General features: G+C 64.7%; 27 protein-coding genes and 2 pseudogenes. 8 read left to right on the top strand and 21 right to left on the bottom strand.

The window, feature by feature from the left end:
- Window positions 1–543: 543 nt before the first annotated feature.
- The 4 genes from R3D65_RS04285 to R3D65_RS04270 form a co-directional block, all read right to left on the bottom strand.
- Entirely contained in the window at window positions 544–900 is a 357-nt protein-coding gene (locus R3D65_RS04285) for a hypothetical protein (protein WP_371273998.1), read from the bottom strand.
- Window positions 901–995: 95 nt separating this feature from the next.
- Complete coding sequence (locus tag R3D65_RS04280; protein ID WP_371273997.1) at window positions 996–1,730, bottom strand: Crp/Fnr family transcriptional regulator; 735 nt, start codon at window positions 1,728–1,730, stop codon at window positions 996–998.
- 174 nt (window positions 1,731–1,904) lie between these two features.
- Window positions 1,905–2,162, bottom strand: coding sequence for a winged helix-turn-helix domain-containing protein (locus R3D65_RS04275; protein ID WP_371274358.1), 258 nt, complete (start codon window positions 2,160–2,162; stop codon window positions 1,905–1,907).
- Window positions 2,163–2,200: 38 nt separating this feature from the next.
- Entirely contained in the window at window positions 2,201–2,686 is a 486-nt protein-coding gene (locus R3D65_RS04270; RefSeq protein WP_371273996.1) for a response regulator transcription factor, read from the bottom strand.
- Between the two features lie 126 nt (window positions 2,687–2,812).
- On the opposite strand from R3D65_RS04270, the gene R3D65_RS04265 reads away from it, so the two are divergent.
- Window positions 2,813–3,565, top strand: coding sequence for a dienelactone hydrolase family protein (locus R3D65_RS04265; protein ID WP_371273995.1), 753 nt, complete (start codon window positions 2,813–2,815; stop codon window positions 3,563–3,565).
- A gap of 93 nt (window positions 3,566–3,658) precedes the next feature.
- On the top strand, window positions 3,659–4,054 hold the full coding sequence (locus R3D65_RS04260; protein ID WP_371273994.1) for a DUF3775 domain-containing protein: 396 nt from the start codon (window positions 3,659–3,661) through the stop codon (window positions 4,052–4,054).
- 30 nt (window positions 4,055–4,084) lie between these two features.
- Here R3D65_RS04260 and R3D65_RS04255 read toward each other — a convergent pair whose 3' ends face one another.
- The 7 genes and pseudogenes from R3D65_RS04255 to R3D65_RS04225 all read right to left on the bottom strand — a co-directional run bounded on the left by R3D65_RS04255 (window position 4,085) and on the right by R3D65_RS04225 (window position 9,829).
- Window positions 4,085–5,530, bottom strand: coding sequence for a 2-oxo acid dehydrogenase subunit E2 (locus tag R3D65_RS04255; RefSeq protein WP_371273993.1), 1,446 nt, complete (start codon window positions 5,528–5,530; stop codon window positions 4,085–4,087).
- Window positions 5,531–5,533: 3 nt separating this feature from the next.
- Window positions 5,534–7,375, bottom strand: a complete 1,842-nt coding sequence (locus R3D65_RS04250) for a pyruvate dehydrogenase complex E1 component subunit beta (RefSeq protein WP_371273992.1) — start codon at window positions 7,373–7,375, stop codon at window positions 5,534–5,536.
- 307 nt (window positions 7,376–7,682) lie between these two features.
- Window positions 7,683–7,826 (bottom strand): annotated as a pseudogene (locus R3D65_RS04245) (hypothetical protein); the annotation flags it as partial.
- 414 nt (window positions 7,827–8,240) lie between these two features.
- On the bottom strand, window positions 8,241–8,438 hold the full coding sequence (locus R3D65_RS04240) for a hypothetical protein (protein ID WP_371273991.1): 198 nt from the start codon (window positions 8,436–8,438) through the stop codon (window positions 8,241–8,243).
- An 80-nt stretch (window positions 8,439–8,518) separates the two neighbouring features.
- Complete coding sequence (locus R3D65_RS04235) at window positions 8,519–9,277, bottom strand: AMP-binding protein (protein ID WP_371273990.1); 759 nt, start codon at window positions 9,275–9,277, stop codon at window positions 8,519–8,521.
- A gap of 23 nt (window positions 9,278–9,300) precedes the next feature.
- The gene (locus R3D65_RS04230; RefSeq protein WP_371273988.1) at window positions 9,301–9,609 is read right to left on the bottom strand and encodes a hypothetical protein; all 309 of its coding nucleotides are present in this window, start codon (window positions 9,607–9,609) and stop codon (window positions 9,301–9,303) included.
- A gap of 13 nt (window positions 9,610–9,622) precedes the next feature.
- Window positions 9,623–9,829, bottom strand: coding sequence for a hypothetical protein (locus R3D65_RS04225; protein ID WP_371273987.1), 207 nt, complete (start codon window positions 9,827–9,829; stop codon window positions 9,623–9,625).
- 173 nt (window positions 9,830–10,002) lie between these two features.
- Here R3D65_RS04225 and R3D65_RS04220 point away from each other — a divergent pair, with 173 nt between their 5' ends.
- From R3D65_RS04220 to R3D65_RS04205, 4 genes and pseudogenes are all read left to right on the top strand, one after another.
- Entirely contained in the window at window positions 10,003–11,259 is a 1,257-nt protein-coding gene (locus R3D65_RS04220) for an ABC transporter substrate-binding protein (RefSeq protein WP_371273986.1), read from the top strand.
- Window positions 11,260–11,308: 49 nt separating this feature from the next.
- Window positions 11,309–12,208 carry a carbohydrate ABC transporter permease gene (locus R3D65_RS04215; protein ID WP_371273985.1) on the top strand — a complete coding sequence of 300 codons (900 nt, stop codon included), beginning with the start codon at window positions 11,309–11,311 and terminating at the stop codon, window positions 12,206–12,208.
- Entirely contained in the window at window positions 12,205–13,098 is an 894-nt protein-coding gene (locus R3D65_RS04210; protein WP_371273984.1) for a carbohydrate ABC transporter permease, read from the top strand. The genes R3D65_RS04215 and R3D65_RS04210 overlap by 4 nt, the downstream gene beginning before the upstream one ends.
- A 3-nt stretch (window positions 13,099–13,101) precedes the next feature.
- Window positions 13,102–14,202, top strand: a pseudogene (locus R3D65_RS04205) (ABC transporter ATP-binding protein).
- 33 nt (window positions 14,203–14,235) lie between these two features.
- Here the strand turns inward: R3D65_RS04205 and R3D65_RS04200 are convergent.
- Window positions 14,236–14,634: a hypothetical protein gene (locus R3D65_RS04200; protein ID WP_371273983.1), complete on the bottom strand. Its 399-nt coding sequence runs from the start codon at window positions 14,632–14,634 to the stop codon at window positions 14,236–14,238.
- A 155-nt stretch (window positions 14,635–14,789) separates the two neighbouring features.
- A complete protein-coding gene (locus R3D65_RS04195; RefSeq protein ID WP_371273982.1) occupies window positions 14,790–15,968 on the bottom strand; it encodes an NnrS family protein in 1,179 nt (392 codons plus the stop codon).
- A 116-nt stretch (window positions 15,969–16,084) separates the two neighbouring features.
- On the opposite strand from R3D65_RS04195, the gene R3D65_RS04190 reads away from it, so the two are divergent.
- Window positions 16,085–16,786, top strand: a complete 702-nt coding sequence (locus tag R3D65_RS04190; RefSeq protein ID WP_371273981.1) for a Crp/Fnr family transcriptional regulator — start codon at window positions 16,085–16,087, stop codon at window positions 16,784–16,786.
- Here R3D65_RS04190 and R3D65_RS04185 read toward each other — a convergent pair.
- Window positions 16,783–17,007, bottom strand: coding sequence for a DUF1858 domain-containing protein (locus R3D65_RS04185; protein WP_371273980.1), 225 nt, complete (start codon window positions 17,005–17,007; stop codon window positions 16,783–16,785). The genes R3D65_RS04190 and R3D65_RS04185 overlap by 4 nt on opposite strands.
- A gap of 234 nt (window positions 17,008–17,241) precedes the next feature.
- On the opposite strand from R3D65_RS04185, the gene R3D65_RS04180 reads away from it, so the two are divergent.
- Window positions 17,242–17,694, top strand: coding sequence for a pseudoazurin (locus R3D65_RS04180; RefSeq protein WP_371273979.1), 453 nt, complete (start codon window positions 17,242–17,244; stop codon window positions 17,692–17,694).
- A gap of 75 nt (window positions 17,695–17,769) precedes the next feature.
- Here R3D65_RS04180 and R3D65_RS04175 read toward each other — a convergent pair whose 3' ends face one another.
- From R3D65_RS04175 to R3D65_RS04145, 7 genes are read right to left on the bottom strand one after another with little or no spacing between them, the layout of a single operon-like run.
- Window positions 17,770–18,744 carry an FAD:protein FMN transferase gene (locus R3D65_RS04175; protein WP_371273978.1) on the bottom strand — a complete coding sequence of 325 codons (975 nt, stop codon included), beginning with the start codon at window positions 18,742–18,744 and terminating at the stop codon, window positions 17,770–17,772.
- Between the two features lie 10 nt (window positions 18,745–18,754).
- The gene (locus R3D65_RS04170) at window positions 18,755–19,306 is read right to left on the bottom strand and encodes a nitrous oxide reductase accessory protein NosL (RefSeq protein WP_371273977.1); all 552 of its coding nucleotides are present in this window, start codon (window positions 19,304–19,306) and stop codon (window positions 18,755–18,757) included.
- The gene (locus tag R3D65_RS04165; RefSeq protein ID WP_371273976.1) at window positions 19,303–20,136 is read right to left on the bottom strand and encodes an ABC transporter permease; all 834 of its coding nucleotides are present in this window, start codon (window positions 20,134–20,136) and stop codon (window positions 19,303–19,305) included. Before R3D65_RS04165 ends, R3D65_RS04170 begins: the two co-directional genes overlap by 4 nt.
- Window positions 20,133–21,047: an ABC transporter ATP-binding protein gene (locus tag R3D65_RS04160; protein ID WP_371273975.1), complete on the bottom strand. Its 915-nt coding sequence runs from the start codon at window positions 21,045–21,047 to the stop codon at window positions 20,133–20,135. Before R3D65_RS04160 ends, R3D65_RS04165 begins: the two co-directional genes overlap by 4 nt.
- Window positions 21,044–22,324 carry a nitrous oxide reductase family maturation protein NosD gene (locus R3D65_RS04155; RefSeq protein WP_371273974.1) on the bottom strand — a complete coding sequence of 427 codons (1,281 nt, stop codon included), beginning with the start codon at window positions 22,322–22,324 and terminating at the stop codon, window positions 21,044–21,046. The genes R3D65_RS04160 and R3D65_RS04155 overlap by 4 nt, the downstream gene beginning before the upstream one ends.
- A gap of 15 nt (window positions 22,325–22,339) precedes the next feature.
- The gene (gene nosZ, locus R3D65_RS04150) at window positions 22,340–24,244 is read right to left on the bottom strand and encodes a TAT-dependent nitrous-oxide reductase (RefSeq protein ID WP_371273973.1); all 1,905 of its coding nucleotides are present in this window, start codon (window positions 24,242–24,244) and stop codon (window positions 22,340–22,342) included.
- Window positions 24,244–26,523 (bottom strand): 4Fe-4S binding protein, encoded by a 2,280-nt coding sequence (locus R3D65_RS04145; protein WP_371273972.1) that lies wholly within the window; start codon window positions 26,521–26,523, stop codon window positions 24,244–24,246. The genes nosZ and R3D65_RS04145 overlap by 1 nt, the downstream gene beginning before the upstream one ends.
- Window positions 26,524–26,626: the final 103 nt, after the last annotated feature.

Genomic DNA, 26,626 nt, shown 5'->3' with positions numbered 1-26,626 from the left:
CTCCGGTGGTGCGCCAGTGCCGCGCGATGCAATTCCAACGGACACGGATACACGGCATGCAGACCGTGAACCGGTTCCGCCGGGCGCGGCCCTGACGGCCCCATATTCGTGGCACGCCGCCCGGCGGCATTGACGGCTGTCAACGGCATGGCGGAACCCGGCCACGGTTGCCCGATACGCCGCTTTGCCGGCATGATGGGCGTCAATGCCGGCACATGCAGGCGATCTATGGTTGGTTGGCGATGGTCAGATGCCGGACCGGGACGCAGGGGAGGACACGATGGCTTTTGTGTTCGAAGATCGCGCCGAAGCGGGTCGTAAGCTGGTTGCGGCGCTTGACGGCAGGGACTGGGGCGGGGCTGTCGTCTATCCCTTGCCGCGCAGCGGCGTTCCGGCCGCCGAAATCGCCAGGGCTTTCGGCCTGCCGCTCGACCTGCTCCTCGTCCGCAAGATCGGGGCGCCCGGACACCCCGAACTGGCCCTCGGTGCCGTGGTGGATGGCGCAGCGCCCGACATTGCCATCAATGAGGATGTTGCCGCCTCCTACGGCTTCGACGAGGCCGATGTGCCGAGATGGCCAAGGCCCACCTTGCCGAGATCGAGCGGCGCCGCCTGTATCTGGAAGGCCGGCCACCAATCCCGGCGACGGAGCAGGACGGCCATCGTCGTGGATGACGGGATTGCCACGGGCGCCAGCCTGATGGCCGCGCTGCACGCCCTGGCGCGCCGCCAGCTGCCCGCATCGTTCTTGCCATTCCCGTGGCACCGCCCGAAACGCTGGCACGGTTGCGCCCCCTGGCCGATGAGGTCGTCTGCCTGGAAGCGCCGGCGCACTTCGCCGTCGGCGCTCACTACCGGTCGTTCGCCCAGGTGGATGACGACGAGGTCATCTCGCTTCACGTGCCTTGCGTTGATCCGCGGCGCTCGGGCGCGTGCAACGGCGCAGCCAGATTGCCCGCAAGCGGCCATCCGCGACGCCGCCAGATGGCCATGCCTCAGGATTGCAATTCCTCGCCGATGGATGCCGCCATGGCGACGAACCGCTTCCTGTCGACGATGATGACCTTCTGGCCGTCCACGACGGTCAGGATCTGCTTGCGCGCCAGTTGCTGCATGTTGCGAGACAGCGTTTCGGTCGTCGTCCCGAGATAGGCGGCGAGATCCTTGCGCGAAACGGGTATTTCAAGCGCCAGCGGTTCGCTCGCCGGCCTGGCGCCCTGCCGCCTTGCGCTCAGCGCGAAGAGATAGCCGGCAAGCCGTTGCAGGGTTGTCCTGCAATTGAACAGCGTCAGCCATTCCTGGATTTCCTCTGCCTGGCGCTGTGCCGTTTCCAGCACCGCGCAGGAAAAGTCCGTGCATTGCTGCGTCAGCTTGATGAAGGCCGCGCGCGGGATGAGGCAGATGGACGAGACGGTGGCGCTTTCATAGGCAAAACGCGACGTCTTCTCGAACGCATTGCCGATCAGCCGGCCATCTTCGATGAGACCGATGACCATGTGCCGCCCATCCGCCGTGGTGTTTGAAATCTTGACGGTGCCGTGGCGCACGATACCCAGATGATGCACGCTCTCGCCTTGCGCGATGATGGTTGCCCCTGGCGCATAGCTGGCGGTTGACGACACGCCTGCAATGGACTGAAGGACGGATTGCTGGATACCCTTGCATGGCCCGTGCAAACGCGACGGACATGACGAACACCGATTGCCGGCAAGAACATGCGGCCCCTGCATTGCCACTGCCTCCCCTGTTGTTTGCCCGCACACGGCCGGATATCGTTCGGTGCATCCGGTTGGTCCATGTGACTGCTACCTCTCAGGTAACAATAAAATCCTATTTTCTGGATTAATTGATCTGCAACAAATCTTTTGTTGAGAATTGTTGAGCGGGTTCTTGCGCTTGCTTTGTCACTCGGGGTCGCCTTCGTCCTCGGGCATCCGGATTGCCGGCCGCACATCGCCGACGAAGACATAGCCCACGCCCCGGACGCTCTTGATCAGCGTCTCGTTTTCCGTCGCCTTGCCGTGCTCGATCTTGTCGCGCAGATGGGCAATGTGTCCGTCCAGCGTCCGGTCCAGCGGATCGCGTTTGCGTCCGCGCAGTTTCTGCCAGATCTCGTCACGCGACAGGATCCTGCCCGGATTTTCCAGGAACAGCGCCAGCAGGTTGAGACTCCGTTTCCGTCAGGTGGATTTCGTGCCTGTCATTTGACCGTACGAGCCGGCGCACCCGTTGAAGACCGTATGGTCGAAGGAAGCTCCGTCTCCTCCTCCATCCGCTGATGCGGCAGCCGTCCGTAGCGTTCGAGCACGGTCTGCACCCTTATTTCCACTTCCCATGGATGAAAGGGCTTGGTGATGTAGTCGTCGGCGCCACTTTCAAGGCCGGCGACCCGGTCCCCGGGCTCCGAGCGCGCTGTGATGATGATGACGGGTATGTTCTTCTCGGCGCGCAACGCGCGGGCCAGATCAAGGCCGTCTTCGCCCCCCAGCACGATGTCGAGCGTCACCAGATCGAACGGGCCCTCGCGCAGGCGCTGGAACAGGTCGTCCCGGCTGCCGGCCTCGGCAGTCGCATGCCCGGCCTGTGTCAGGGCCTCGACAAGCATCGCACGCAATGCGGGATCGTCGTCGGCGACGAGTATCCTGCACTTCGTGTGTTCTCTGCCGCCCTCGGTTTCGCCCTGCATGTATCCTCCCGTCCGTCCGGCTAATAATTAGATAATTTGAATATATCAGAAATAAGCGACGAACATCCACGCTTCTTCGTCGTTTCGCATTCGCCGGTCTTCCACCGCCGGCGATGATGCCCGTCAATGGAACCGTGCGGCGAACGGGCGATCATGGCCGGGCGGCTGAAGAAAGGGCAGGGGCAGGGAGGCCGGGCCGGGGAGGAAGAAGGGAACGCCATGCTGGAAACCGATGTCTTCGTCGATGCGCCGGACACCCCCGAAGGCAGCCTTCCCGGAATGCTGCTGCTGCCCGGGCGGGCCTGTGGCCTGGTCGTGTTTGCCCATGGCAGCGGCAGCAGCCGGATGAGTCCGCGCAATCGCCAGCTTGCCGGCTGGCTTGCGGAGCGGGGCCTTGCAACGCTTCTGTTTGACCTCCTGACCGCATCGGAGGCCGCCGGGCGCGCGAATGTCTTCGACATCCCCTTGCTGGCCCGCCGCCTTGTGCGTGCGGTTGAATGGGCGGCGCGGGTGCCGCCGCTCGACAGCTTGCCGGTCGGCCTGTTTGGCGCCAGCACCGGTGCCGCCGCCGCCTTGCTGGCCGCCGCACAGGCACCGCAACGGGTCGCCGCCGTGGTATCGCGCGGCGGACGGGCCGACATGGTGGTCGACGATCTGGCCCGCGTCACCGCGCCCACCCTGCTGATCGTGGGTTCGCACGACCCGCAGGTGCTGGCGCTGAACCGCCTCGCCCTGTCCCGGCTGACCTGCGATTGCCGCCTCGAAATCGTCCCCGGCGCCACCCATCTGTTCGAGGAACCGGGCGCATTGCGGCAGGTGGCCGGGCTTGCCGGCGGCTGGTTTGCCCGGCATCTTTGCGGGGCTGGTGAAAAGGCTTGAAAATCCGGCCTCCGGTGCCGTTTCATGACCTGTATCAAGGGCGGCCGGCCGGCGTTGCATCATGGTTGGGCGCAAGGATGACAGGAGGCTGACATGGCCGTATTGGCAATCGACAGCAATGAGTTGAGCGGTATCCTGCTGCGCCTGCGGGCGCTCATGGCCCGCGAGGAAAATGATGTCCCTGATCCCGGAGGCAATCCCGGCGATGACGAGGTGCCGGCCGCCTTGCAGGATCTGCCCGATGATCTGAGCCGCGAGGAAGTGATCGAGGAAATCGAGGCGCTCAACGACGATCAGCAGGACGCGCTGGTTGCCCTGTCCTGGCTGGGCCGGGGCGATTACGAGCCGCAGGAATGGGAGAGCGCCCTGGCCATGGCGCGCGAGCGCCATTCTGGCTCAACAGCGGAATATCTTCTTTCCCACCCGCTTGTCGCCGAACAGATCGACGACGGCTGGGAGATGCTGCGCGAGGCCGGTGAACTGGAGTGAGAGCGCCGTCGCCCGGCTTGCAGACGGGGATCACCGCGCCTGCGCGGCCCTGGTCTTTTCTTCCAGATAGGCGGCCAGCGCGTTGACCGAACCCATCCGGTCATAGTCGCTTTCGGGCATCGGCGCTCCGGTCAGTTCCGACAGCGCGGCGACGAGATTGAGGAAGTCCATCGAATCGATGTCGAATTCCTCGCGCAGGTCGCCATCGCGGTCGACATCGGCCATGTCGATATCGGGCGCGATGCGATGCAGTTCGCGGGCAAGAAGCGTCTCCAGCGTTTCATTCGTCATAGGTTTCGGCTCCTGCAACAATTGGCCGATCCGCGCCAGGAAAAGCGCGCCGCGATGGCCGTCGCTCACCCGGTGGTCGGCGGAAAGCGTGATCGAGGTGACAAGGCGGGCGGAGACGTCCGTCTCCTCTGCCCAGGGGCGCAGGCGCGGCGTTCCGAAGCCGACCAGTGCGACCTGCGGCGGATAGATGACGCCGAACAGGCGGTCGACGCCCCGGTCGCCAAGGCTGGAGATCGTGATGGTTGCATCGGCCAGTTCGCCCGACCTGTAGCGCCCGGCGCGCACCCGTGCCACAAGATCGGCAATGGCCGCCATCAGATCGTCGAGAGACCTGGACCCGGCATCGTGAATGGCGGGCGCCACCAGCCCGCCGCCGCGAATGTTGATCGCGACGCCCGCATGCACCGCCGGGGCAGGGGCAAAGCCGTCTGCGCCGCGATGGCCGTTGAATTCCGGGTATTTGGCGCAGGCCCGCGCCACGGCCTTGACGAAAAGGGCGATGAGCAGCATCCGCTCCGCCGCCGGCCTGCCGTCGTTGACATGTGCCAGGAAGCGCGCGGCGGCCGAAAGGTCCGTGTCATGGGCCAGGTAGTAATGCGGGATCTCACGCTTGGAGCGCGCCATGGCCGCGGCGATGGCCGCGCGCATGCCCTGCGCACCCGTTGCGGCTGGCTTGCTGTCACCGCGCGCCTCGACATCTGCAAGCAGCACAGCACCGCCGGGTCCGCTGCCGGTCAGTCCGGCAAGGTCGAGGCCCCGCGTCTGTGAGAGGCGGCGGGCAGCCGGACTGGCGCGCACGAAACCGCTGTCACCCGCCGGGCTCGAAGCGGCAGCAAGCGCCGTGCCGGCTGGTCGTTCCGGCGAGGCATCTTGGCTGGTGGCGGCAGGCGCCGGTGCAAGTGGTTCCGGCGCCACGGGTTCGGGAGCAGATCTGGGTGACGCGGCATCTGCGTGGCCCAGAATGCTCGCCAGCGGCGCGCCCACCGGCACGGTTTCGCCGATCCGCGCGACCAGTTCGCTGATCGTCCCGTCCTCGAAAACCTCGATTTCGATGGCGCCCTTCTGCGTTTCAACCACGGCGACGATGTCGCCGCGCTTCACCGTGTCGCCCGGTTTCACAAGCCATTCGGCCAGCGTGCCCGCTTCCATGTCGGCGCCAAGCGAGGGCATGCGGAATATGCCCATGGTTCAGTCCCGCCCCAGGGTCCGGCGCACGGCCGTGGCGATTGTCCCTGCCTGCGGAATGGCCGCCGCTTCCAGGTGCCGCGCATAGGGCACGGGAACTTCCGCCGAACAGACGCGCGCAAGCGGCGCATCGAGGTCGAAGAAAGCCTCCTCGGCGAGTTGCATGCCGATCTCGGCGGCAAGGCTGCCCGTTCGCCACCCTTCGTCCACGACCAGCGCGCGATGCGTCTTGCGCACCGAGGCGAGCACGGTTTCCATGTCGAGCGGGCGCAGCACCCGCAGGTCGATCACCTCCGCGTCAATGCCGTCCTTTTCCAGCATTTCCGCTGCTTCCAGCGTCTTGTAGAGCGATCCGCCATAGGTGATGAGGGTGATGTCGCGTCCGGCCCGCCGCACCGCCGCGCGCTCGATATCGACCGGCCCGGCATTGGCGGCGAGCGGTCCGGCGCGGTTGTAGAGCATGACATTCTCGAAGATGATGACCGGATCCGGTTCCTGGAGCGCCGTCCAGAGCATGCCGCGCGCATCCTCCAGCGTGGCCGGTGCCAGCACGCGCAGACCGGGGATATGCGCATAAAGCCCCTCGAAACTGTGCGAGTGCTGGGCGGCGAGCTGCTTGCCCGCGCCGGTTGCCATGCGGATGACGACAGGCACGCCGAACGCCCCGTTCGACATGTGCCGGTAGGTCGCGGCCGTATTGACGATCTGGTCGAGCGCCAGCAGCGAGAAATTCACGGTCATCAGTTCGACGATGGGACGCATGCCCGCCATGGCCGCGCCGATGCCGGCGCCGGTGAAGCCCGATTCCGAAAGTGGCGTGTCGCGGATCCGGTCGGGCCCGAACCGGTCGATCAGCCCCTTGCTGACCGCGTAGCAGCCACCATAGCGGCCGACATCCTCGCCCATCAGGAAAACGCGTTCGTCCTTCTCCATGGCCTCCACGATCGCCGCCTTGACCGCTTCGCGGTAAGTGGTCTCGACGCTGCCCTGCGGTTCCGGAATGTCTGGTGGGGCAGGGCGCTCGTCCGCCACCACATGGCGCAGCAGCGTCTCCGCCGGCTCCCATGTGCCAGCCTCGGCGAATTGCACCGATTCCGCGATTTCGGTTTCCGCCTCGGCCTCGATCCGTTCGACATCGGCCTTGTGAACGATGCCGGTCTGCTCCAGCCAGGTCCGGAAACGCAGGATCGGGCCCTTCTTGCGCCAGTCGTCGACCTCCTGGCGCTCGCGGTAAAGCTGTGCATCGAACATGGAATGGGCGCGGAAGCGATAGGTCCGGCATTCCAGCAGGAACGGGCCTCCGCTCGCCGCCATGTGATCCAGCGCGCGCCGCGCCGCCGCTTCCACGGCCACGACGTCCATCCCGTCAACGTTCTCGGCTGCCACCGCATAGCCGGCCGCCTTGGCAGCCACGTCGGTCATGGCCTCCGACCGCTCCAGCGCGGTGCCCATGGCATAGCCGTTGTTCTCGCAGACGAACAGGACCGGCAAGTGCCAGAGCGAGGCGAGGTTCATCGCTTCGTGGAATTCGCCCTCGGCCACGGCGCCCTCGCCGAAGAAGCAGGCCGTGACGCGGTCTTCGGCGCGCATCCGGTCGGCGAGCGCCAGGCCCGCCGCCAATGGCAGGCCGCCGCCGACAATGGCATTGCCGCCATAGAAATTGGCCTCACGCGAAAACAGGTGCATGGATCCGCCGCGTCCGCCCGCGCAGCCCTCCGCCTTGCCGTACATCTCGGCCATCACCGCCTTCATCGGCACGCCGCGCACCAGCGCATGGGCATGTTCGCGATAAGTGGCGACGATCCGGTCCTTTTCCCGAAGCAGCGGAATGACGCCGGTGGCCACAGCCCTCCTGCCCGTCATAGAGATGCAGGAAGCCGCGGATCTTTTCCTGCGTGTAGAGTTCGGCGCATGTCTCCTCGAAAAGGCGGATGCGGATCATCCGCGAAAGCTGCTCCAGTAGCTGCGCCTGGTCCAGCCGATTCTGGTCTGCGCTTCGCGTCTCCGTCACTCTCGAGCGTGGAAATGTCGCCTTCCGCCAGGCTCCAGTTCGCGCCTTGAGCAGGCGGGCGCATGATCTTGCCGCTGCGCGTCTTGGGCAGGTTTGTGCGGAAAAGATGCCCTTGGGGGCGACCGCCGGGCCGAGCCGCTTGCGGGCATGGCCGATGAGGTCCAGACGCAGCGCGTCCGAGGCGGCAAAGCCGGGCTTCAATGCCACATAGGCCTTGACGATCTCGCCCACCGTCTCGTCGGGAATGCCGATGACGCCGGCTTCGGCCACGGCTTCGTGCTCCATCAGCGCGCTTTCCACCTCGAACGGCCCGATCAGGTGTCCAGCGCTCTTGATGACATCGTCGGCGCGCCCGACGAACCAGAAATAGCCGTCATCGTCGCGCATCGCCAGGTCGCCGGTCAGGTACCATCCGTCGGCAAAAGCATTTGCGGTAGCGCTCTTCCTCGCTGTTGAGGTAGCCCCGCATCATCGAGGGCCAGCCGGCGCGCAAGGCCAGCTCGCCAAGGCTGTCCGGCGCATCGAGCACGCGCACATGGCCATCCTCGGTACACGATGCCAGCCTCGATGCCTGGAAGCGGTTTGCCCATCGAGCCCGCGCGCACATCCATGGCGGCATAATTTGCGATCATGATGCCGCCTGTCTCGGTCTGCCACCACCGTCATGGAAGGGCATGCCGAAAACCGCGTTGCCCCAGATCACGCTTCCGGGTTGAGCGGTTCGCCCACGCTCGCCATGAAACGCAGGCGGGAAAGGTCGCGCTCCCCGGCCAAAGTTCCGCCCCCGCCTTCATCACCATCCGGATCGCCGTCGGCGCGGTATACCAGACCGTCACCTTTTCCCGTTCCAGGATGCCGTACCAGCGCGGCGTCGAACTCGGCCTCGTCGACGATCATCGTGACGCCATTGAAAAGCGGGCGATGATGCCGTAGGACGTGCCTGTCACCCATCCGGATCGGCCGTGCACCAGTAGATGTCACCCGGCTTCAGGTCGAGCACCGTGCGGCCGGTATAGGTATGGGCGACGACGGCTTTCGTGAACATGCACCGCGCCCTTGGGCCGCCGGTCGTGCCGGACGTGGAAATGGATGAGCGCGGTGTCCTCCGGCTGCGTCGCTTCCGTCTGGAACCTGTCGCCGGCCTGCGCCATGAGAGCGTCGAGCCCGTGGATCCCCGTATCGCCGTCGATCGCGCCATCCACCAGCAGAATGGCTTCAGGAACGGCAGCCTGTCGCGGATCGGCGCGATCTTGCGCTTGTAGAGCGCCTTGCTGGTCACCAGCACGCTGCCCGCCGCGATTTCCATGCGCGATTGCACTGCCCGGTCCGAAGGCGGAGAAGAGGGGAGAATAGACACAGCCCGCCTTCAGCGTGCCGAGCGCGCAGACATAGAGCGCGGGAACGCGCCCGAGCAGCGAGAACACCCGCTCGCCCCGGCCGATGCCGAGCCGCCGCAGAACGTTTGCGAACCGGTTCGTCGCCGTATCGAGTTCGCCATAGGTGATGTCCTTGCGCTCGCCCGTCTTGCTGAGCCAGCGGATGGCAACCGTATCGCCGTGGCCGTGCAGGACGTGGCGCGTCACCGCTTCGTGGGCGATGTTCAACCCGCCACCCGGTAGGCCGTCAAGCAGCGCGCGCGCATCGTCCCAGGTGAAGGAGGCGGCTTCGGCCTGATAGTCGCGCATGTTTGCCTTGTCGCGCTGGCTGGCCGGTTTCGGGATGACGGTCTTGCGCATGAAGCTCTCCCGCTACGCTGGAGTCAGGACTTGCCGGTGCTGCGGATGGCCGAGCGTGGCAGGCCGTGCGCCTTCGACGGTCCGGTATGGTCCAGGTCGAGAGGGCCGGTGAGCTTGCCAAGCGCTACGAGGATGTCGGTCAGCAATTCGCTGTCCTCGCCGGGCATGCCTTCCTCCAGCGCGACGGCTTCCGACGATGCAAGGGACTCCCAGCGTCTGAGAACCTCGACCTTCTGGGCTTCGGATAGCCGTTCGTCGCCAAGGACATCCGACGGTTGCCCGTAAACGGCGGAAGGATCGGAAAGCGCCTTATCGAGATGGTCGCCCGCCATGGCCCTGTCCTCCCTATTCCTGGCTGGTGAATGTCAGATACATCAGCACCAGGTAGACGGCCGGCATGACAAGCGTGACGCCGATCTCGAGCGCCATCGGCGCACCGCAATCGCTGGCCCACATGCGCCAGGCCACGAACAGCGAGGACAGGACAATGATCACCAGCCCGACATACCAGGGCGTCAGCCGGTTGCGCCCGGCAGCTGGTTGTGTCGCCATGAGAACCTCCCTTGTTTAATCCCCATCAGACACCGAGTTTGCCGGGACGGGCATTGATGCCCGTCAATGACCCCGCTAAGCTGTGGCCCCTACCGTTCATGGGTGAGGATGAACGGCGGTCTCCGGGCGACCTGTATCGCGGTCGCGGGCCGAACCAGGTGGAGGAAAAAGCGATGTTCCAGCATATGAAGATACTGGCAACGGCTGTCGCCATCGGCGCCGCTGCGACCGGCTTGGCGCGCGCGGACGGGACCGTCGAGGTCCTGCACTGGTGGACGTCAGGCGGTGAGGCCAAGGCCGTTGGCGAGTTGAAGAAGGCGTTCGAGGAGCAGGGCGGAACCTGGGAGGATTCGCCCATTGCGGGTGGTGGCGGCGATGCTGCGATGACAGCGCTGCGCGCCCGCGTCGTGGCTGGCAATCCGCCCGCTGCCGTGCAGTTGAAGGGTCCGGGCATCCAGGAATGGGCCGAGCAGGGCGCGCTCAACGACGTTGAGGGCGTGGCCGCGAGCGAGAACTGGGACAGCGTGCTGCCGCCGGCCCTTGCCGGTATCATGAAATATGACGGCAAATACGTCGCCGCGCCGGTCAACATCCACCGCGTCGACTGGTTCTGGGCCAATCCGGACGTGCTGGCCAAGGCCGGCATCACCGACATGCCGAAGACCTGGGACGAATTCAACACCATGGCGGACAAGCTGAAGGAAATGGGGATCACCCCGCTTGCCCATGGTGGCCAGCCCTGGCAGGATGCCACGGTCTTCGAGGACGTGGTCCTTGGCATTGGCGGCGCCGATTTCTACCGCAAGGCGCTTGTCGAACTCGACCAGGAAGCGCTGACCAGCGAGACGATGGTGAAGTCCTTCGACCAGTTGCGCCGCATGCGCGGCTATGTCGACGCGAACTTCTCCGGACGGGACTGGAACCTGGCCACCGCCATGGTGATGAAGGGCGAGGCTGCCTTCCAGATCATGGGCGACTGGGCCAAGGGTGAATTCCTGGCGGCGGGCAAGGAGCCGGGCAAGGATTTCCTTTGCGCGCCAACGCCGGGCAACGGCTTCATCCTGAATTCCGACAGCTTCACCTTCTTCAAGGTGTCGGGCGAGGACCGCCTCAAGGGCCAGCAGGTTCTTGCGAGCCTCATCATGTCGCCGGGCTTCCAGGAAACCTTCAACCTCGCCAAGGGCTCGATTCCGGCACGCACAGACGTGGCGCTCGACAAGTTCGACATGTGTGCGAAGAAATCGCATGAGGACCTGCTCAAGGCCATCGAGAACGACACGCTCGTGCCCTCCATGGCCCATGAAATGGCGATCCCGCGCTCGGTGCGTGGCGAGTTCCTTGATGTCGTGACGAATTTCTTCAATTCCGACATGGCGTCGGCTGACGCGGTGCAGATGCTGGCCGACGCCGTCAAGCGCGCCCAGCAATAGAAGGTCGGGCGTGGCCGGGGCGCAATCGTCCCGGCCGCGCGCATGCGCCATGAGCACGCGAACCGGCCATTCCAGTTTCAGCCATGCCGTCGAGCGCTGGCTGCCGAAGATCGTGGTTTCCCCGCTCTTCGCCATCTCGCTGTTCTTCGTCTACGGCTTCATTGCCTGGACGGCCTATATCTCCTTCACCCGCTCCGGCGTCATGCCCGTCTACGACCTGGATGGCCTGTCGCAATACGAGCGGCTGTGGCAGACGCCGCGCTGGTATGTGGCGCTGACCAATCTCTTTGTCTTCTCCGCGCTTTTCATTGCCATATCCACCGCCATCGGCATCCTGCTGGCCATTCTCCTGGACCAGCGCATCCGCGCCGAAGGCGTCATCCGGACCGTCTATCTCTATCCCATGGCGCTGTCCTTCATCGTCACGGGCACGGTGTGGAAATGGATCCTCAATCCCGGTCTCGGCATCGAGCGGCTGATGCATGAAGCCGGTTTTACGGGCTTCACCTTTGACTGGCTCGTCAATTCCGACATGGCGATCTACACCGTCGTCATGGCCGGCGTCTGGCAATCGTCGGGCTATGCCATGGCGCTCTTCCTGGCCGGGCTGCGGTCTGTCGACGATGAGATCCTCAAGGCCGCGGCCATGGACGGTGCAGGCCCCTGGCGCACCTATACCGGCATCGTGCTGCCGATGATGCGGCCGGTCTTCCTGTCCACCATCATCATCCTGGCCCACCTCGCCATCAAGAGCTTCGATCTCGTCATCGCCCTGACCGGCGGCGGGCCGGGCTATGCTACCGACATGCCGGCCACCTTCATGTATTCCTTCGCCTTCCAGCGCTCCGAACTGGGCGTGGCGGCGGCCAGCGCCATCATGATGCTGATGACGGTGGTGGCCATCATCGTACCCTATCTCTATTCCGAACTGAGAAGGGGCGGGCCATGAGCGCACCGGCATCCGGAGGGATTGTCCGCAAGAAGGGCTGGCGGCAGACGCTGGCGCGAATTTCGCTTTATGCGGCGCTGGCGCTTTTCTGCCTCTATTACCTCGCACCGCTCCTGGTGATGATTTCCACGTCGCTGAAGTCGCTGGAGGAAATCCGCACCGGCACGCTCATCAGTCCGCCCGGCAGCATCAGCTTCGATGCCTGGGCGAAAGCCTGGAGCCAGGCCTGCGTCGGCGTGCGCTGCGACGGGCTGAAACCCTACATGATGAACTCTGTCGCCATGGTCGTGCCGGCGGTCTTCGTTTCCACGCTGCTGGGCGCGCTCAACGGCTATGCGCTGACCAAATGGCGCTTTCGCGGGGCAGACATCATCTTCGCGCTCATGCTGTTCGGCGCCTTCATCCCGTTTCAGGTCATCCTGTTGCCGATGGCGCGCACACTGGGCATGATGGGGCTGGCCGGCACCATTCCCGGCCTCATTCTCGTCCACACCATTTATGGCCTTGCCTTCACCACCCTTTTCTTCCGCAATTTCTTCATCGGCGTGTCCGATGGCATCATCCATGCCGCCAAGATCGACGGCGCCGGCTTCTTCTCCATCTTTTTCCGCATCGTCCTGCCCATGTCGATACCGGCCATCGTGGTCACTGTGATCTGGCAGTTCACCCAGATCTGGAACGACTTCCTTGTCGGTGTCGCCTTCACCGTGGGCGACAGCAACCCGGTCACCGTCGCGCTCAACAACGTCGTCAACACATCGACCGGCGTGAAGGAATACAATGTCGACATGGCCGCAGCCATCATCGCGGCGCTGCCGACGCTGGCGGTCTACGTGATCGCGGGAACCTATTTCGTGCGCGGCCTGGCCGCCGGTGCGGTGAAAGGATAGGCCATGTCAGGCATCACGCTGGAAAAGGTGTCCAAGCGCTTTGGCACCACCGAGGTCATCAAGGGCATCGACCTGGAAATAGGCGAGGGCGAGTTCATCGTGCTTGTCGGGCCGTCCGGCTGCGGCAAGTCCACCCTGCTCAACCTCGTCGCCGGGCTCGAAACCCTCTCCGGCGGCGATATCCGCATTGGCGGCCGCATCGTCAATGACGTGCCGCCGCGTGACCGCGACATCGCCATGGTCTTCCAGTCCTATGCGCTCTATCCGACGAAGTCGGTGCGCGACAACATCACCTTCGGCATGGTCACGCGCCGCGTGCCGCGCGCAGAGCAGGAAACGGCGGTGGCCGAAGTCTCGTCACTGCTGCATATCGACCGGCTGCTGGACCGCAAGCCCGGGCAATTGTCCGGCGGCCAGCGCCAGCGTGTCGCCATGGGCCGCGCACTGGTTCGCAATCCGGACGTCTTCCTGTTCGACGAACCGCTGTCGAATCTCGACGCCAAGCTGCGTATCGAGATGCGCACCGAGATCAAGAAGCTGCACCAGCGGCTCGGCCGCACCATCGTCTATGTCACCCACGACCAGATCGAGGCGATGACGCTGGCCACCCGCATCGCCGTCATGGACAATGGCCAATATCCGCCAATATGCCGATCCGGAAACCATCTACGAACACCCCGTGGACCTTTCGTGGCCGGGTTCATGGGGTCGCCGCCCATGAACATGCTGCCGGGCCGGCTCGTGACGGGTGAGGCCGGGATCTCCGTGGATACCGGCGACGGACTCGTCTTTCCGCTGCCGGGCCGTCTGGCGGAACGCGTGGCAGGCCAGGAAGGCCGCGACGTGGTGCTGGGCCTGCGCCCGGAGACCATTTTCGCCGCCGGTACGGAACTGCCCGGACCCGACCGTTATGTCTTCGAACGTCCGGTCGACGTGGTTGAACCGACCGGGCCTGACACGATGATCATCTTCTCGATTGCCGGCACCGATACCATCGCACGCGTGCGTCCGCAGGATGCCAGGCCGCCGGGAACGCCGTTCCGCTTCGAGGTGGAAATGGGCAAGGCGAAGCTGTTCGACCGCAAGAGCGAAATGCATCTGTAGGCTCTCGGCGAAGGCGCCGGCGCGGCTCGTCCCTCATGTTGAGGACATGGCGTGGCCCGTCCCGGCATGTGCCGGCGGTGGATCGGCCACCAGCGCGAGAATCCGGCCCGCTGCTTCCGACTGTATGTGGGACACACCTGCCTCCGGGGCCAATATCTTGACGAAGAAGGAAATAAGCGCGCGTGTATCCGAAAAGGAACGCGGCTTGAATTCCATGATGTCGTTCCACGCTGCCTGCAATTCCCGATCGAGAAACCCGACCAGTTCCCTGTTGTCCTCGGCAATGGCTTTTTCCAGTCCCGCCGAAGTGGATCGGAATCGATCAATCAGATGTTCTGCCATGGCCCCCGAAACCATCATACAATAATCAAAATGCAAAGTGACAGAAATCACCCCACAACCCGGAAAATTCCGGCAATCAACTTTATCCAAGATTTCGATATTTTAAATATAAGAATTTCACCGTTTGGAAAAATTTTCAAAACGGTTCGCACGATGTGCCGGGCGAACCTGCATGGAGCGCCCGGCGGCCGGTTCGTTTCCCCGGGTCAGGCGCCTTGCAGCGCTTTCGACCGAAACGGACAGTTCTAGGCGCGCGGTGAGACCAGGGCCTTGCCGAAAAGGAGACCGAAACCGAGGAAGGCGGCGGCCCAGAAGAGGCCCGATGCGGTGAGCGGCCATGCCTGTCCGGCACTTTCCAGCGCGGCATAGATGCGCAGCAACGCGCTGGCGACAAGGCATGCGAAAACCAGTCTTGCGCCACGACCCATGGTCAGCGCCTGTCCGGTATGCCCGAGCGTTGCCCGCATCATGACGGCCAGCACCATGGCACCCACGGCGCCGACACCGAAGGCATGCATGCCGGCGGCGGCTGACACCGCATCGGGCATGAGCGCCGCGGCACCGGCCAGGGCAAAGCCGAGCGGCAGGAAGAGGAAGGCGAGGTGCAGGATGAGCACCAGCGGTTCGCGTCCCGTGCGTTCCCCGGTCCAGCGCGCCTGCCGGATGAGGTTGGCCAGGCCGGCGGCCATCATCGCCAGGCCGGTGGCCGGATGCATGGGCAGGATGATCCATGCGATGAGGGCAGCGGCGCTGAGCACGAGCGCGCCCTTGTCCACCGGGCCGAAGGGCACTGGCAAGCGGCCGGGATTTTCCCGCACCAGCCAGTTGCGGGTGAAGCTGGGAATGATCCGCCCGCCGATGATCATGATCAGCATGATCGCCGCTGCCATGCCCATCCGCCGCGCGAAATCGCTGGTTCCCTCGAGATGCAGTTCGAGATGGAACACGGCATTGCCGGCAAACAGCACCGTCAGTGGCACAAGCACTTTCAGGTTTCGCCAGTTGCGCCCCGCGATGATTTCATTGGCGATCACCCCCATGACGCAAGCCAGGAAGGCAAGGTCGATGACAGCCACAGCCAGCGGCCCGAGCCAGCCCGGATCGGCCATCGCGATGCGCCCGGCCAGCCAGACGCCGGTAAGCATGGCCAGACCCTTGCCCTGCACCGGAAGGCGGCCTGTCCAGTTCGGAACGGCGGTCAGCAGAAAGCCGGTCACGATGGCCGGAAGGAAGCCGAAGATCATCTCGTGCACGTGCCAGTCCAGCACGCCGGCGGCCGGCTCGAAACGGATGAGGCCATCCAGCACGAGAACCCATGTCAGGATCGCCAGTCCGCCGAAAAGGGCTCCAAAGAGGAAAAACGGACGGAAACCATATGACATGATGGCCGGTCCGTTGTATTGCCTGAGCCTTGGAATGGGCATGGATCGCCTCCGTATGCTTGTCTTTGGGCCGGCCCGGTTCACAGCGAGCCTGAACGATCGACTTATGGCTGCCCGGCCCGCGCACATCGTTGCGCAAACGCAATTTCGGGAACGACATGGCCAGACTGAACCGGACTCTGATTGCCGATATCGATGTTTTCCAGGGGCTTGATGACGAGGATCTCGACGCAGTGCTGGAACATGCCAGCGCCTTGCGCGTGGAAAGGGACAGCCCCGTTTTCGAGCAGGGTGGCGAGGCAAACCGCTTCTTCCTGCTGCTCGATGGCGCCCTGCGCGTTGTCCAGACCACGAAGGACGGCCAGCAGGTGATCGCCCGCTACATCGCCGCTGGTTCGCTGGTCGGCATTGCACCGGCCATCGGGCGGGACACCTATCCCGCGACGGCCGTGGCCGCCGTCGATTGTGTCCTGGTATGGTGGCCGATGAGCGTCTGGCCGGACCTGACCGCCCGCTTCCCGCTCTTCGCCGCCAATGCCTACAAGACGGTGGGCATGCGATTGCAGGAAACCCAGGACCGGGTCGTGGAACTGTCGCTGGCCCAGGTCGAACAGCGTGTGGCCAATGCGGTTCTGCGGCTGGTGCGCCAGACCGGGCGCAAGACGGAAGACGGTATCGAGATCGACTTTCCGGTCTCGCGCCAGGACATTGCCGACATGACAGGCACGACCCTGCACACGGTCAGCCGCCTGATGAGCGCCTGGGAAGGGCAGGGCATGATCCGCAGCGGGCGCAAGCGCATCAGCGTCACCGATCCCCACCGCCTCATGCTGGTCAGTCAGGGCAAGAAGGAGTCCTAGGACTTCCCGCCCGGGCCCTCGATCGCGCCTTGGAGATCGGTCGTGAAGCGCTCCAGGTCGACAGCGTGTTCATGGGCTGCATCCACGACCGTATGGAACCCCGCGATCGGACAGCCGACGCAGAACATCCCGTGATGCAGGACGACCGAAACGGTGTCCGGCCAGGCGTCCATCACCTCCTCGATGGTCATGTCGGTCGAAAATCGGCGCGGCTCGGCCATGAACTGTTCCACAAAGGGCCGGCCCGACCGGCCGGCGGCGTTTCAACATTTCATGCTGTCATAGCCTTCCCATGCGGTGCCTTCATTGTTCCGGCGCAAACAACGCGGCCTGTTTTCCGCCAATCCCGGCGATGTCTTTCTGTTTGCCGAAACGCAAAGTCCGCCTCCGCGATGCGGCCTAGGAGACATGCGCGGCCAGAGCCGCAAGGCAAAACGTAAAAAAGGAATGACACGATGAAGATGAAACTCCGCCTTGCCGCGGCATTCGGTGCTGCCGCACTTGCCGGGCTTGTTGCCTCCGCTGCCCATGCTGCCGAGCATGAGGTGAAGATGCTGAACAAGGGCGAGGCCGGCGCCATGGTTTTCGAGCCGGCGCTTGTGCGTGCGGCGCCGGGCGACACCATTCGTTTTCTGCCCACCGACAAGGGGCACAATGCCGAAACCGTCAAGGGCATGGTTCCCGAAGGCGCCGAACCCTTCGCCGGCAAGCTTGGCAAGGAAATCGCCGTCACGCTGGACAAGGAAGGCGTCTATGGCGTGCGCTGCAAGCCGCATTACGGCCTCGGCATGGTCATGCTGATCGCTGTCGGAGAACCGGTCAATGCGGAAGAAGCCAAGGCGGCGAAAACGCCGAAGAAGGCCAAGGCGAAGTTCGATGCGTTGTTCGCCGAACTCGGCAACAACTGATTTCGCAAGACGCTGAAAAGCAGAAAGGCCGGGCATCGCGCCCGGCCTTTTCGTTTGCGCGGATTGTTCCGCATGTCATGCAGTGCCCGCTTGCATCGGATAAGCCATAACCACCGCACCGCCTTCGCGAAGGCGATCGACCTGCGCGTCGTCCATCAGCGTTGCCGCTGTCGACAGGGCATCGGCGCGCGCCGCGCTGCTGTCCAGAACAGTCACCTGCTTGCGCCATGCGGCGGCAACCCCATGAACGGGATGCAGGATATGGCCTGCCGAACCGGCCTGGTCGAACGTGGTGCCGAGCATGGCGGAGGTGGCCACCGCGCGGTCGCGAACGTCGATGAAATGCGGCATGGCGCCGTTTGCCCCTGGACGGGCGAGCCCGACCCGCCAGCCGCCGCCATGCCGCCCGGGGCCAAGCCCCCGGATCTCGCCGAGATCAACCAGCACATTGTCGAAACCTTGCGCGCGCAGAAGTGCGGTCACGCGGTCTGTCAGATAGCCCTGGGCGATCCCGTTGAATGTCATTGCCATGCCCGGCCGGGCGAAACGGACCGAACCGGCGTCGAACTGCACCTTGCCGAAGCCGACAAGCGCCAGCGCGCCGTCGAGCGTGGGCCGGTCCGTCCGCCCGGCCGTGTAGTGCCCCGCCATGGCGCTGAAGAGCGGCTGCACGGTCGGATCGAACAGCCCGTCCGTCGCATGCCAGGCCGTCCGCGCCGTGCCCAGAAGTTCAATCAGTTCAGGCGGCGGGGCATCGAGCATGCCTTCGGCATTCAGGCGCGAAAGCGCGCTGTCGCGCCGGTAGAGGCTGAAGATGTCTTCCAGCCGGGTAATTTCCCGCTCGATGGCGGCGAACACCGGTGCGGCGTCGTCTTGCGAGACACCGGCGAGCTGCAACGTGGCGTCGGCGCCCAGTGCGACACCGCGCCAATGCGCCACCGGTTGCTCAGGTGCAGCCAGGGCGGACGGCGCGAGCGCGGCGCCTGCCAGTGCCGCGCCAATGAAAAGCACGCGGCGGCGATTGAGTTTCTTTCGTGCGGAGGCGGTCATGGTTTGATCCTCATTGCGGTGCTGCGGGCGTGTCCGCGCCGATGCTGGCGGTCATGTCCTGCGGCGGGCGCACATAGGCGTCCGGTATGGCGTCGAGGCTGACGGCCATGCCGCCCTTTGCCCGGATGAAGGCCTCGGCCTTTTCCTGCGAGGCAAACGGGATGGCCTCGGGAAGTCCCATGCCGCCCGGTTGTGCGCTGTTGATGACGAACACGGCATTGGTCGCGTCGATCCAGTTGTCGGCACCCGGCTCACCCCACGACCTGGCCGCCGCCATGTCGCTGACATAGATGGCGGTGATGTCGCCGTCACGCTCGATGCCTTTCAGATAGGCAACCCCATCGGTGACCTGGGAGAAGAACAGCGGCTTGTCGAAACCGGCCAGGTGGATTTGTGCCTTCGGCCCGGCATGGTCGAGCACGTACATCTGGCAGAAATGGCCGACGGCTTCCTCGGTCATGGTAACCGGATCGGGGCGCACGGAGGCCGTCTCGTCCTTGCAGGCGGACAGGGCGGATGCCATGGCAAGGCTCGCCACGGCGGCAAGAAGCAGGCGTCTCATGGGGTCAGTCTCCTCAGGAAGCGGCGCCCGGCGGCGAGCATGGCGGCCAGCCAGAGGCCAAGCACGCCAAGCGCCAGGGCCGGGTCGAAGGGCAGGGTGCGCGCCAGACTGTCTATGCCGGAGGCTTCCGCGCCATTGCCCAGCGCAGCAAGGTTGTAGATGCGGAAGGCGTCGCCCGGATTGGCGACAACCAGCCAGGGAAAGACCGAGCGGGCGAAGAAACCGTCGGCATCGGCGACCACGCCGGCCAGCAGCGCCAGGTCGTAGAGAACCACCGCCGCGAGCCACAGGCCGAACACCACGGCGGCCGCGGTGCCGGTGCGCCGTGCCTTGATGGACACGGCAATTCCGAGCGCCAGGAAGACGGCGCCGAGCAGCAGGGCCGTGCCGGCAAGCCGCGTGATCGCGCATGCCCCGTCCGTGGTGAAACCGTAGACGCTGCCTGCGGCAAGCGCGGCAATGGAAAGACCCGTGACCACGGCAAAGGCCAGCACGCCGAACAGGCCGAGGAACTTGCCTGCCAGCACCTCGCCGCGCCGCACGGGGCTCGCCAGGATCAGCGCCAGCGTGCCGCGTTCGATCTCGCCGGCAAAGCTGTCATAGGCCAGCAGCAGCGCGATCAGCGGCACGAGATAGACCGAGAGCGTGGCCAGCGCAGCGCTGGCTAGCGTCAGGACGTCGGCCTTCATGCCGGCCGCACCGACGCCTGGAAAGGCCAGCGCCAGCGCGAAAAGCACGAAAACCAGCGTGGACAGGAAAACCCAGCGGTTGCGTGCGGCCACGCGCAATTCGGTCTGGGCAATGGCATAAGTGCGACGCAGGAAAGTCATGATGCGGCCTCCGCTTTGGCCCTGTGGCTGTAATGCTTGTAGATGTCGTCGAGTGTCGGCATCGCGATCTCGACATCGGCGATGTCATCGCCAAGGCCGCCGATCCGGCCGAACAGCGCGATCTTGCCGGCCGGATCGCAATCGAGAATGACCGAGCGGCCATTGACCCGCCGCCCGCCAAGCTGCGCCTGCACGGCATCCGCACGGCCGTGGCGCGCCTCGATGCGAACCGACATGGAAAGCCGCGCCTGCGCGGCCAGGGCAGCCAGCGTGCCGTCGGCCACCAGCCTGCCTTTCGACAGGATGGCCACGCGGTCGGTGCGCGCCTCCACCTCGGTCAGCGCGTGCGAGGACAGCAGAACGCCGGCACCCTCGTCGGCAATGCGGCCGATGATGTCGTAGAATTCCAGCCGCGAGACCGGGTCCAGCCCGCTGGTCGGCTCGTCGAGCAGCAGCAGGCGCGGCTTGCCGATCAGTGCCTGGGCCAGGCCGAGGCGCTGGCGCATGCCCTTGGAATAGCTTCCGACGGGCCGTGCCGCGGCATCCTTCAGGCCGACGCGTTCGAGCAGGCGCGCGCAGTCGCCACGGTCGGCGCTCTTCAGTCGGCTGAAATAGTCCATCACCTCTGCACCGGTCAGGGCCTTGGGAAAGGCCACCTGTTCAGGCAGGTAGCTGACGGCGCGCCGCGCTGCATCCGAACCCGGCTGCGCCCCGGCAATGGTGACGGCGCCGGCTGCCGGTTGCAGGAACCCCAGCACGGTCTTGAACAGCGTCGACTTGCCCGCGCCGTTATGGCCGAGCAGGGCCACCCGCTCACCAGGCGCCACGGCCAGCGAAACGGCGTCCAGCGCGCGCAGGGTTTCGAAATCGATGGTCAGGGTTCTGACCGAAAGCAGGGGCTCGCGGCTCATGATTGACCGCCTTTCTCGTTCTTCGTCGCGGCGGCGCCCGCACCTTCCGGCGACATGAGGGGATGGCTGTCGATCACGCCGCCCGGCAGCAGGTTCGGGAAGCGTGACTGCGACCAGCGGATGAGCTGCACCGCCGGCGAGCCGAGCAGAAGCCGGGCCATCGGCTGGCTCCAGGTGATGTGGTCGATGAGATCGTTCGGCCTGTAGACGCTGTCGGCCCGGCCGTCGCCATTGACGTCGAAGCCGGCATGATCGGACCAGTAGTTGCCGCGCCCGTCCTGGCTCCATTCCAGCCAGCGCGTGCCGACATACTTGACCTGCGTGCGATTGTTCAGGAAGGCGTTGCCGGTCATGACATTGCCCTCCGAACCGGCGGTGAAGTGAACGCCGATGCCGCAGCCCTCGAACCGGTTGCCGGAAAAGCGGTTTCCGTTGGAATTGTAGATGAACAGGCACTTCTCGCCGCCATTGGTGACGCTGTTGCCGGCGATCTCCGCCTGGTTGGCGAAATTCATGAAGATGCCGTGCTCGCGGTCGCCGTCGGAGATGTTGCCCGTCACGGTCAGCTTGCGCGAGAACATGAAGGCAAAGCCCATGTCGTTGTTGCGCGAGACATTGCCGGTCACGCTGATGTCGTTGGCATACATCGAGTGGAAGGCGAAGCGCAGCTCCGAGAAGCGGTTGTTGCGATAGGTCGCGTGATGGGACGTGGTGATGAACACGCCGTCGCGCCCCCTGGCGATCGTGTTGTCCTCGACCAGCAGGCCCGGCGCGTTCCAGACATAGATGCCCGGTCCGCGCTCGTTCCTGCGCAGGTCGTTGCGTCCGGTGATCGTGTTGCCGCGCACGATGACCGCGCGTCCGCCGTGCACGTCCACGCCGATCAGGTTGCCGGTCACGGTATTGCCCTCGATCAGCACGTTCTGCGCCGTCTTGGTGATGGCGATGCCGGAATCGAGGTCGTCGAGACGGATGCCCGAGCCCTGCACGGCAAGCCCGGAAACCGTGACGTCGCTGCCCTCGATGGTAATGACGGTGCCCTTGCCCGGTCCCTTGACCAGGCTCTGCCCGTTGCCCCGGAGTGTCAGCGGTCTGGAGATGGTGACGGGCCCCTCATAGGGTCCGGCGCCGAGCCGGAGGACATCCCCCGGCCCGGCATTGTCGATGGCCTGCTGCAGCGCGCCCGGTCCGGCGGGCACGGCGATCTCGGCTGCCCCCGCCCATGAGGCGGAGGCGGCAAGACCCGCGGCCAGAAGGAGACGGAGCGCGCTGAGCATGGCGTGTCTCCCGCCTCAGGCCGACTTGGGATGGACGAGCATGCGGCCGCGCATTTCCATGTGCAGCGCATGGCAGAACCACTGGCAATAGTACCAGTGGACGCCCGGACGGTCGGCGGTGAAGGTGACGGACGCCGTCGCCTGCGGGGCCACTTCCATGGCGATGCCGTGATTGCCGAGCGTGAAGCCGTGCGTCAGGTCGTCCACCTCGTCCATGTTGGTAACATAGACCGTGACCTCGTCGCCCTCGTTGACCTCGAACTTGTCCAGCGAGAAGGCCGGTGCCACGGAGTGCATGTAGACACGCACCTTGTTGCCGTCGCGGATGACGTCGGCGCCGTAGTCGAGATCGACCCCGTCCTTCTCGGCCTGGATGCGGGCGTCTTCCCACATCGCATCCCCGCGATCCCAGATCGAGACCGGGTTGACCACGTCGGCGCGCACGATGATGCAGTCATGCGGCTCGGCGAAGGTCGGGCCGTCATGGACGAGTTTCATCTCGTCGCCGGAAATGTCGATCAGCTGGTCGTTTTCCGGCTTCAGCGGGCCGACATTGAGGAACCGGTCCTTGGAGAACTTGTTGAGCGAGATGAGGAACTGGCCGTCCGCCTCCAGCGTCTCGCCCATCGAGGTATGGTTGTGGCCGGGCTGATAGTGGACGTCGATCTTCTGGATGATCGGGTCCACGTCTTCCCCGGCAAAGGCGCGGATCGCCTTGTCGATGTTCCACTTGGCCATCTGGCTGTCGAGGAACAGTGTCGTGTAGGCATTGCCCTTGCCGTCGAAGGCCGTATGCAACGGTCCGAGGCCGAGCTGCGGTTCGGCGACGACGGCCGAGCGCGGTTCCGCACCTTTCTCGAATACGTCATCCAGCAGGTCCACGTCGATCACCGAAACGGTCGGCGACAGCTTGCCGTTGATGCACAGGTGCTTCTTGTCGGGTGCCATGTTGCAGCCATGCGGGCTGTTGGACACCGGCACATAGGCCGTGTAGCGCGAGCCGTGGCGGCCGTCGACGACGGGGACGCCGTTGTATTCCTTGAAGTCGCCCGAGGCGACGGCCTCCTCGATACGCTTGATGTTGAAGACGACGACCCAATCCTGCTCGTTGGCGGTCATTTCCGCCAGCGTCACGCCGTTCTCGGAATTGTAGCAGGTCGAGAACGCATACTTGCCCTTGTAGTCGGCATCGCAATTGTCGAGATTGCCGTCGACGATCACCTGCCACTTGATCTCCATCGTGTCGCCGTCGATGGCGGTGAACAGCGAGACATATTTTGTCGGGTCGTCGAGAATCACACCATCGTTGGGCAGCGGGATGCGATGCTCGCCATTGGCGAAGACATAGCCCGTGCGCGGATATTTCTGCGGCCGCAGGCCGTGAATGTCGGACGTGTTCGGGATCTCGATGATCTTGTCGGTCTTCATCACGTCGAGACGGATGCGGGCGACACGCGTATTGGCCTTGTCGTTGGCGAAGAGATAGCGCCCGTCATAGGTGCCTTCGGTGAAGGACATGTGCGGGTGGTGCAGGTCGCCATTGTGGTAGGTCTGCATGCCGCGCTTGGCCAGGAAGTCCTTCGATTCCGGGCGCAGGCCTTCGGTCAGGATCTTCAGGCTTTCGTTGGTCGTGCCCCAGCCGGTGGCGCTGCACCGGTTGAAGACCGGAATGCGAACGAGTTCGCGCATGGACGGCATGCCGATGATGCGCACCTCGCCCGACTGGCCGGAGGACCAGAAGCCGTAATAGCTGTCCAGTTCGCCCGGATGCACTTCCCGGTAGGCGCCTTCCGCTGCCGCGGCCTGGCGCGAAGCGGCGAAGAGCGCGCCGCTGCCCGTGGCCATCATGGTGCCGGCGACGGCGGCGCCGCTGGCGGTTGTACCGAGCAGGGCGCGGCGGCTGATCTTGTTGTCACTCATCACAGAGTCTCCTTCTGCTTTTGGGATTGGGAAGCCTCGGCCTCGGCCTTCGGCTTGTAGTTGACACCTGGCTGGCCCTTGCCGGAGGCAGGGGCGAGGCCGATGGACCGTTCGAGGCGCTCGCGCTTCTTCACGCGGGTCACGACGACCGGGCATTTCGTCTTGTGCTGGTAGAGGACCTGGCAGTTGAGGCAGGAAATGCACTCGTTCGGATTGATCTCGCCGGTCGGGTGGATCGCCTGGACGGGGCATTCCTTGGCGCAGAGCTGGCAGGGATTGCCGCATTCCTTGTAGCGCTTGAGCCAGCGGAACATGTGCAGCCGGGCAGGGATGGCCAGGCCGCCGCCCAGCGGGCAGACATAGCGGCAGTAGAAGCGTTCGATGAACAGGCCCGGCGCCAGCATGGCGAGGGCGAAAAGGACATAGGGCCAGGGCCGGTCGAACTTCAGGATGATGGCCGTCTTGAAGGGCTCGACCTCGGCATAGTGCTCGGCCATGTCCAGCGAGTAGAGCGACAGGCCGAACAGTCCCAGGAAGAGCATGTATTTCACCGGCCAGAGCCGTTCATGCAGGCCCCAGGGCAGGGTGATCTGGGGGAAGCGCAGCAGGCGGGCGATCTTGTTGGACAATTCCTGCAGCGCACCGAAGGGGCACAGCCAGCCGCAATAGGCGCCACGCGCCCAGAACAGCAGGGCTGCCGCCACGGCGAACCACAACACGAAGATCAGCGGGTCCATAAGGAAGGTTTCCCAGCGGAAATCGCTCACCAGCGCGGAGAAGAACGCCAGCACATTGACCACCGAGAGCTGGGCATTGGCATACCAGCCGACGAAGACCAGCGTGAAGACGAGGAAGGAATTGCGCACGATGGCGAAGACACGATCGTTGCGGGTGGCCAGGGACTGGAAGAAGAAGATGCCGCTCAGGAAGGCAAGCGCCACGCCGAGCACGACGATTTGCGGTTGCTTGGCCTCCCAGATGCGGGCCCAGAGCGCATCGCGGATGGCCGAGGCCTCATGCGCCGCATCGCCTGTTTCCATCGAAGTGACGGATGCCGCGGGTGCGGGCATGGTCTCGATGAACCGCGCTGGCAGCGAATAGCCCAGATCATGGGTCAGGAACAGTTTTTCGATGGCGCCCACCGGGCGGTGCAGCAGCAATTGCAGCCGCCACGGCTCCGCCGGATCGAAACCGCCATCGGAAGGAATGATGAAAAGGTCGGTCTCGGTCATCTCCGGTGCGCCATCGGCTGCGATGCGGCCCAGCCGCTTGTGCTGGCGGTCCCGGAACCGGAACGAATTCTCGCCCTGGATGACCTGGATGCGGTCGAAGATGCCGCCGCGCACATAGCCCGATCCCTTGAAGGACCAGCGCCCGTTGCCGGCGATAAGGATGGCTTCCTCGCCCTCCTTCAGCATCGCCTTGAGATTCCTGTATTCCTCGTCGCCCAGAAGGCTGCGGCCGATGGAAGGCTGGCTGACAAGCGCGGTCCAGACATTGACATAGGCATCGCCGTCCGGCCCGGGTTCTGCATGGCGTTCGGTGCGCTTGTCGCCGAGCGCGGCGAAATCCGCGTTGACCGAGGCTACATCGAGCGTGAAGTGGCGCACCGAGCCATCGCCGGCCAGCGTCTGCCAGTCTTCCACCGCATCGATGGAGCGATCGACCGAGCGGGTGACAGTGGCCGCCCCTTCATCGGCCTTCAGTCCGCCGAGCGACAGGCCCTTGGCCACTTTCAGCCCGGCGCGCAGGATGGAGTCGTCGATGATCATGATGGTGACGGTCGCGCCCGAGACGATGTCGAGGTCGTGGTCGGATTGCCCGGCCGCGGCCTTCTTCAGGTCCAGCCCCGCATAGGCTTCCGTCACCGCCTTGATGCGCTTTTCGGGGATGCCGACGAGCACGATCGGCTCTGAATGCTTGACCAGGCGCACGCCGGTGATCACCGCGTCGGTGGAAACGCCGCCGAGGATGTGGATCGGCTTTCCCGAATAGCCCGCTGTCGGCACGAAGTCGGAGGTCAGGAATACCCAGCCGATGGTCTCGCCGTTCTTGAGCGCCGGCGCGACCGCGATGTCCTCGCGCACCGGGCCGTAGGCATCGGCGCCGGGAACCAGGTCCGAGGGCTGCGCCTTGGCGAGGAAATTGCCCAGCAGAGGCGCCGCCGCAACGCTCTGCTGGGCAAGGAACACCGCCAGGAAGGCGGTGACAAGGAGGGAAACAAGCCGGAGGAACCCGGTCTTCGAGGCTGTCAGTGCTGTCTGTGCTGGACGGGGCATTCCCGGCTCCGGATCGCTTTGTGTCGTTCGATCCGGACCCTAGGGATTTCAGCGAAACCGAATTTGCAGTTTCGCAAACAAAACGGTGAAGTCATTGATCATG

It is taken from the genome of Zhengella sp. (assembly GCF_041397485.1).
GTDB lineage: Bacteria > Pseudomonadota > Alphaproteobacteria > Rhizobiales > Rhizobiaceae > Zhengella.
Note: the sequence above shows the minus strand (reverse complement) of the source record. Positions and strands in the feature narration are given on the sequence as shown.

Bases quoted from the DNA above. Each gene is read 5' to 3' on its own strand.
- R3D65_RS04280 (WP_371273997.1), bottom strand. From the start codon at position 1,730: ATGCAGGGGCCGCATGTTCTTGCCGGCAATCGGTGTTCGTCATGTCCG.
- R3D65_RS04270 (WP_371273996.1), bottom strand. From the start codon at position 2,686: ATGCAGGGCGAAACCGAGGGCGGCAGAGAACACACGAAGTGCAGGATA.
- R3D65_RS04265 (WP_371273995.1), top strand. From the start codon at position 2,813: ATGGAACCGTGCGGCGAACGGGCGATCATGGCCGGGCGGCTGAAGAAA.
- R3D65_RS04260 (WP_371273994.1), top strand. From the start codon at position 3,659: ATGGCCGTATTGGCAATCGACAGCAATGAGTTGAGCGGTATCCTGCTG.
- R3D65_RS04255 (WP_371273993.1), bottom strand. From the start codon at position 5,530: ATGGGCATATTCCGCATGCCCTCGCTTGGCGCCGACATGGAAGCGGGC.
- R3D65_RS04240 (WP_371273991.1), bottom strand. From the start codon at position 8,438: ATGATCGTCGACGAGGCCGAGTTCGACGCCGCGCTGGTACGGCATCCT.
- R3D65_RS04235 (WP_371273990.1), bottom strand. From the start codon at position 9,277: ATGCGCAAGACCGTCATCCCGAAACCGGCCAGCCAGCGCGACAAGGCA.
- R3D65_RS04230 (WP_371273988.1), bottom strand. From the start codon at position 9,609: ATGGCGGGCGACCATCTCGATAAGGCGCTTTCCGATCCTTCCGCCGTT.
- R3D65_RS04225 (WP_371273987.1), bottom strand. From the start codon at position 9,829: ATGGCGACACAACCAGCTGCCGGGCGCAACCGGCTGACGCCCTGGTAT.
- R3D65_RS04220 (WP_371273986.1), top strand. From the start codon at position 10,003: ATGTTCCAGCATATGAAGATACTGGCAACGGCTGTCGCCATCGGCGCC.
- R3D65_RS04215 (WP_371273985.1), top strand. From the start codon at position 11,309: ATGAGCACGCGAACCGGCCATTCCAGTTTCAGCCATGCCGTCGAGCGC.
- R3D65_RS04210 (WP_371273984.1), top strand. From the start codon at position 12,205: ATGAGCGCACCGGCATCCGGAGGGATTGTCCGCAAGAAGGGCTGGCGG.
- R3D65_RS04195 (WP_371273982.1), bottom strand. From the start codon at position 15,968: ATGCCCATTCCAAGGCTCAGGCAATACAACGGACCGGCCATCATGTCA.
- R3D65_RS04190 (WP_371273981.1), top strand. From the start codon at position 16,085: ATGGCCAGACTGAACCGGACTCTGATTGCCGATATCGATGTTTTCCAG.
- R3D65_RS04185 (WP_371273980.1), bottom strand. From the start codon at position 17,007: ATGGCCGAGCCGCGCCGATTTTCGACCGACATGACCATCGAGGAGGTG.
- R3D65_RS04180 (WP_371273979.1), top strand. From the start codon at position 17,242: ATGAAGATGAAACTCCGCCTTGCCGCGGCATTCGGTGCTGCCGCACTT.
- R3D65_RS04175 (WP_371273978.1), bottom strand. From the start codon at position 18,744: ATGACCGCCTCCGCACGAAAGAAACTCAATCGCCGCCGCGTGCTTTTC.
- R3D65_RS04170 (WP_371273977.1), bottom strand. From the start codon at position 19,306: ATGAGACGCCTGCTTCTTGCCGCCGTGGCGAGCCTTGCCATGGCATCC.
- R3D65_RS04165 (WP_371273976.1), bottom strand. From the start codon at position 20,136: ATGACTTTCCTGCGTCGCACTTATGCCATTGCCCAGACCGAATTGCGC.
- R3D65_RS04160 (WP_371273975.1), bottom strand. From the start codon at position 21,047: ATGAGCCGCGAGCCCCTGCTTTCGGTCAGAACCCTGACCATCGATTTC.
- R3D65_RS04155 (WP_371273974.1), bottom strand. From the start codon at position 22,324: ATGCTCAGCGCGCTCCGTCTCCTTCTGGCCGCGGGTCTTGCCGCCTCC.
- nosZ (WP_371273973.1), bottom strand. From the start codon at position 24,244: ATGAGTGACAACAAGATCAGCCGCCGCGCCCTGCTCGGTACAACCGCC.
- R3D65_RS04145 (WP_371273972.1), bottom strand. From the start codon at position 26,523: ATGCCCCGTCCAGCACAGACAGCACTGACAGCCTCGAAGACCGGGTTC.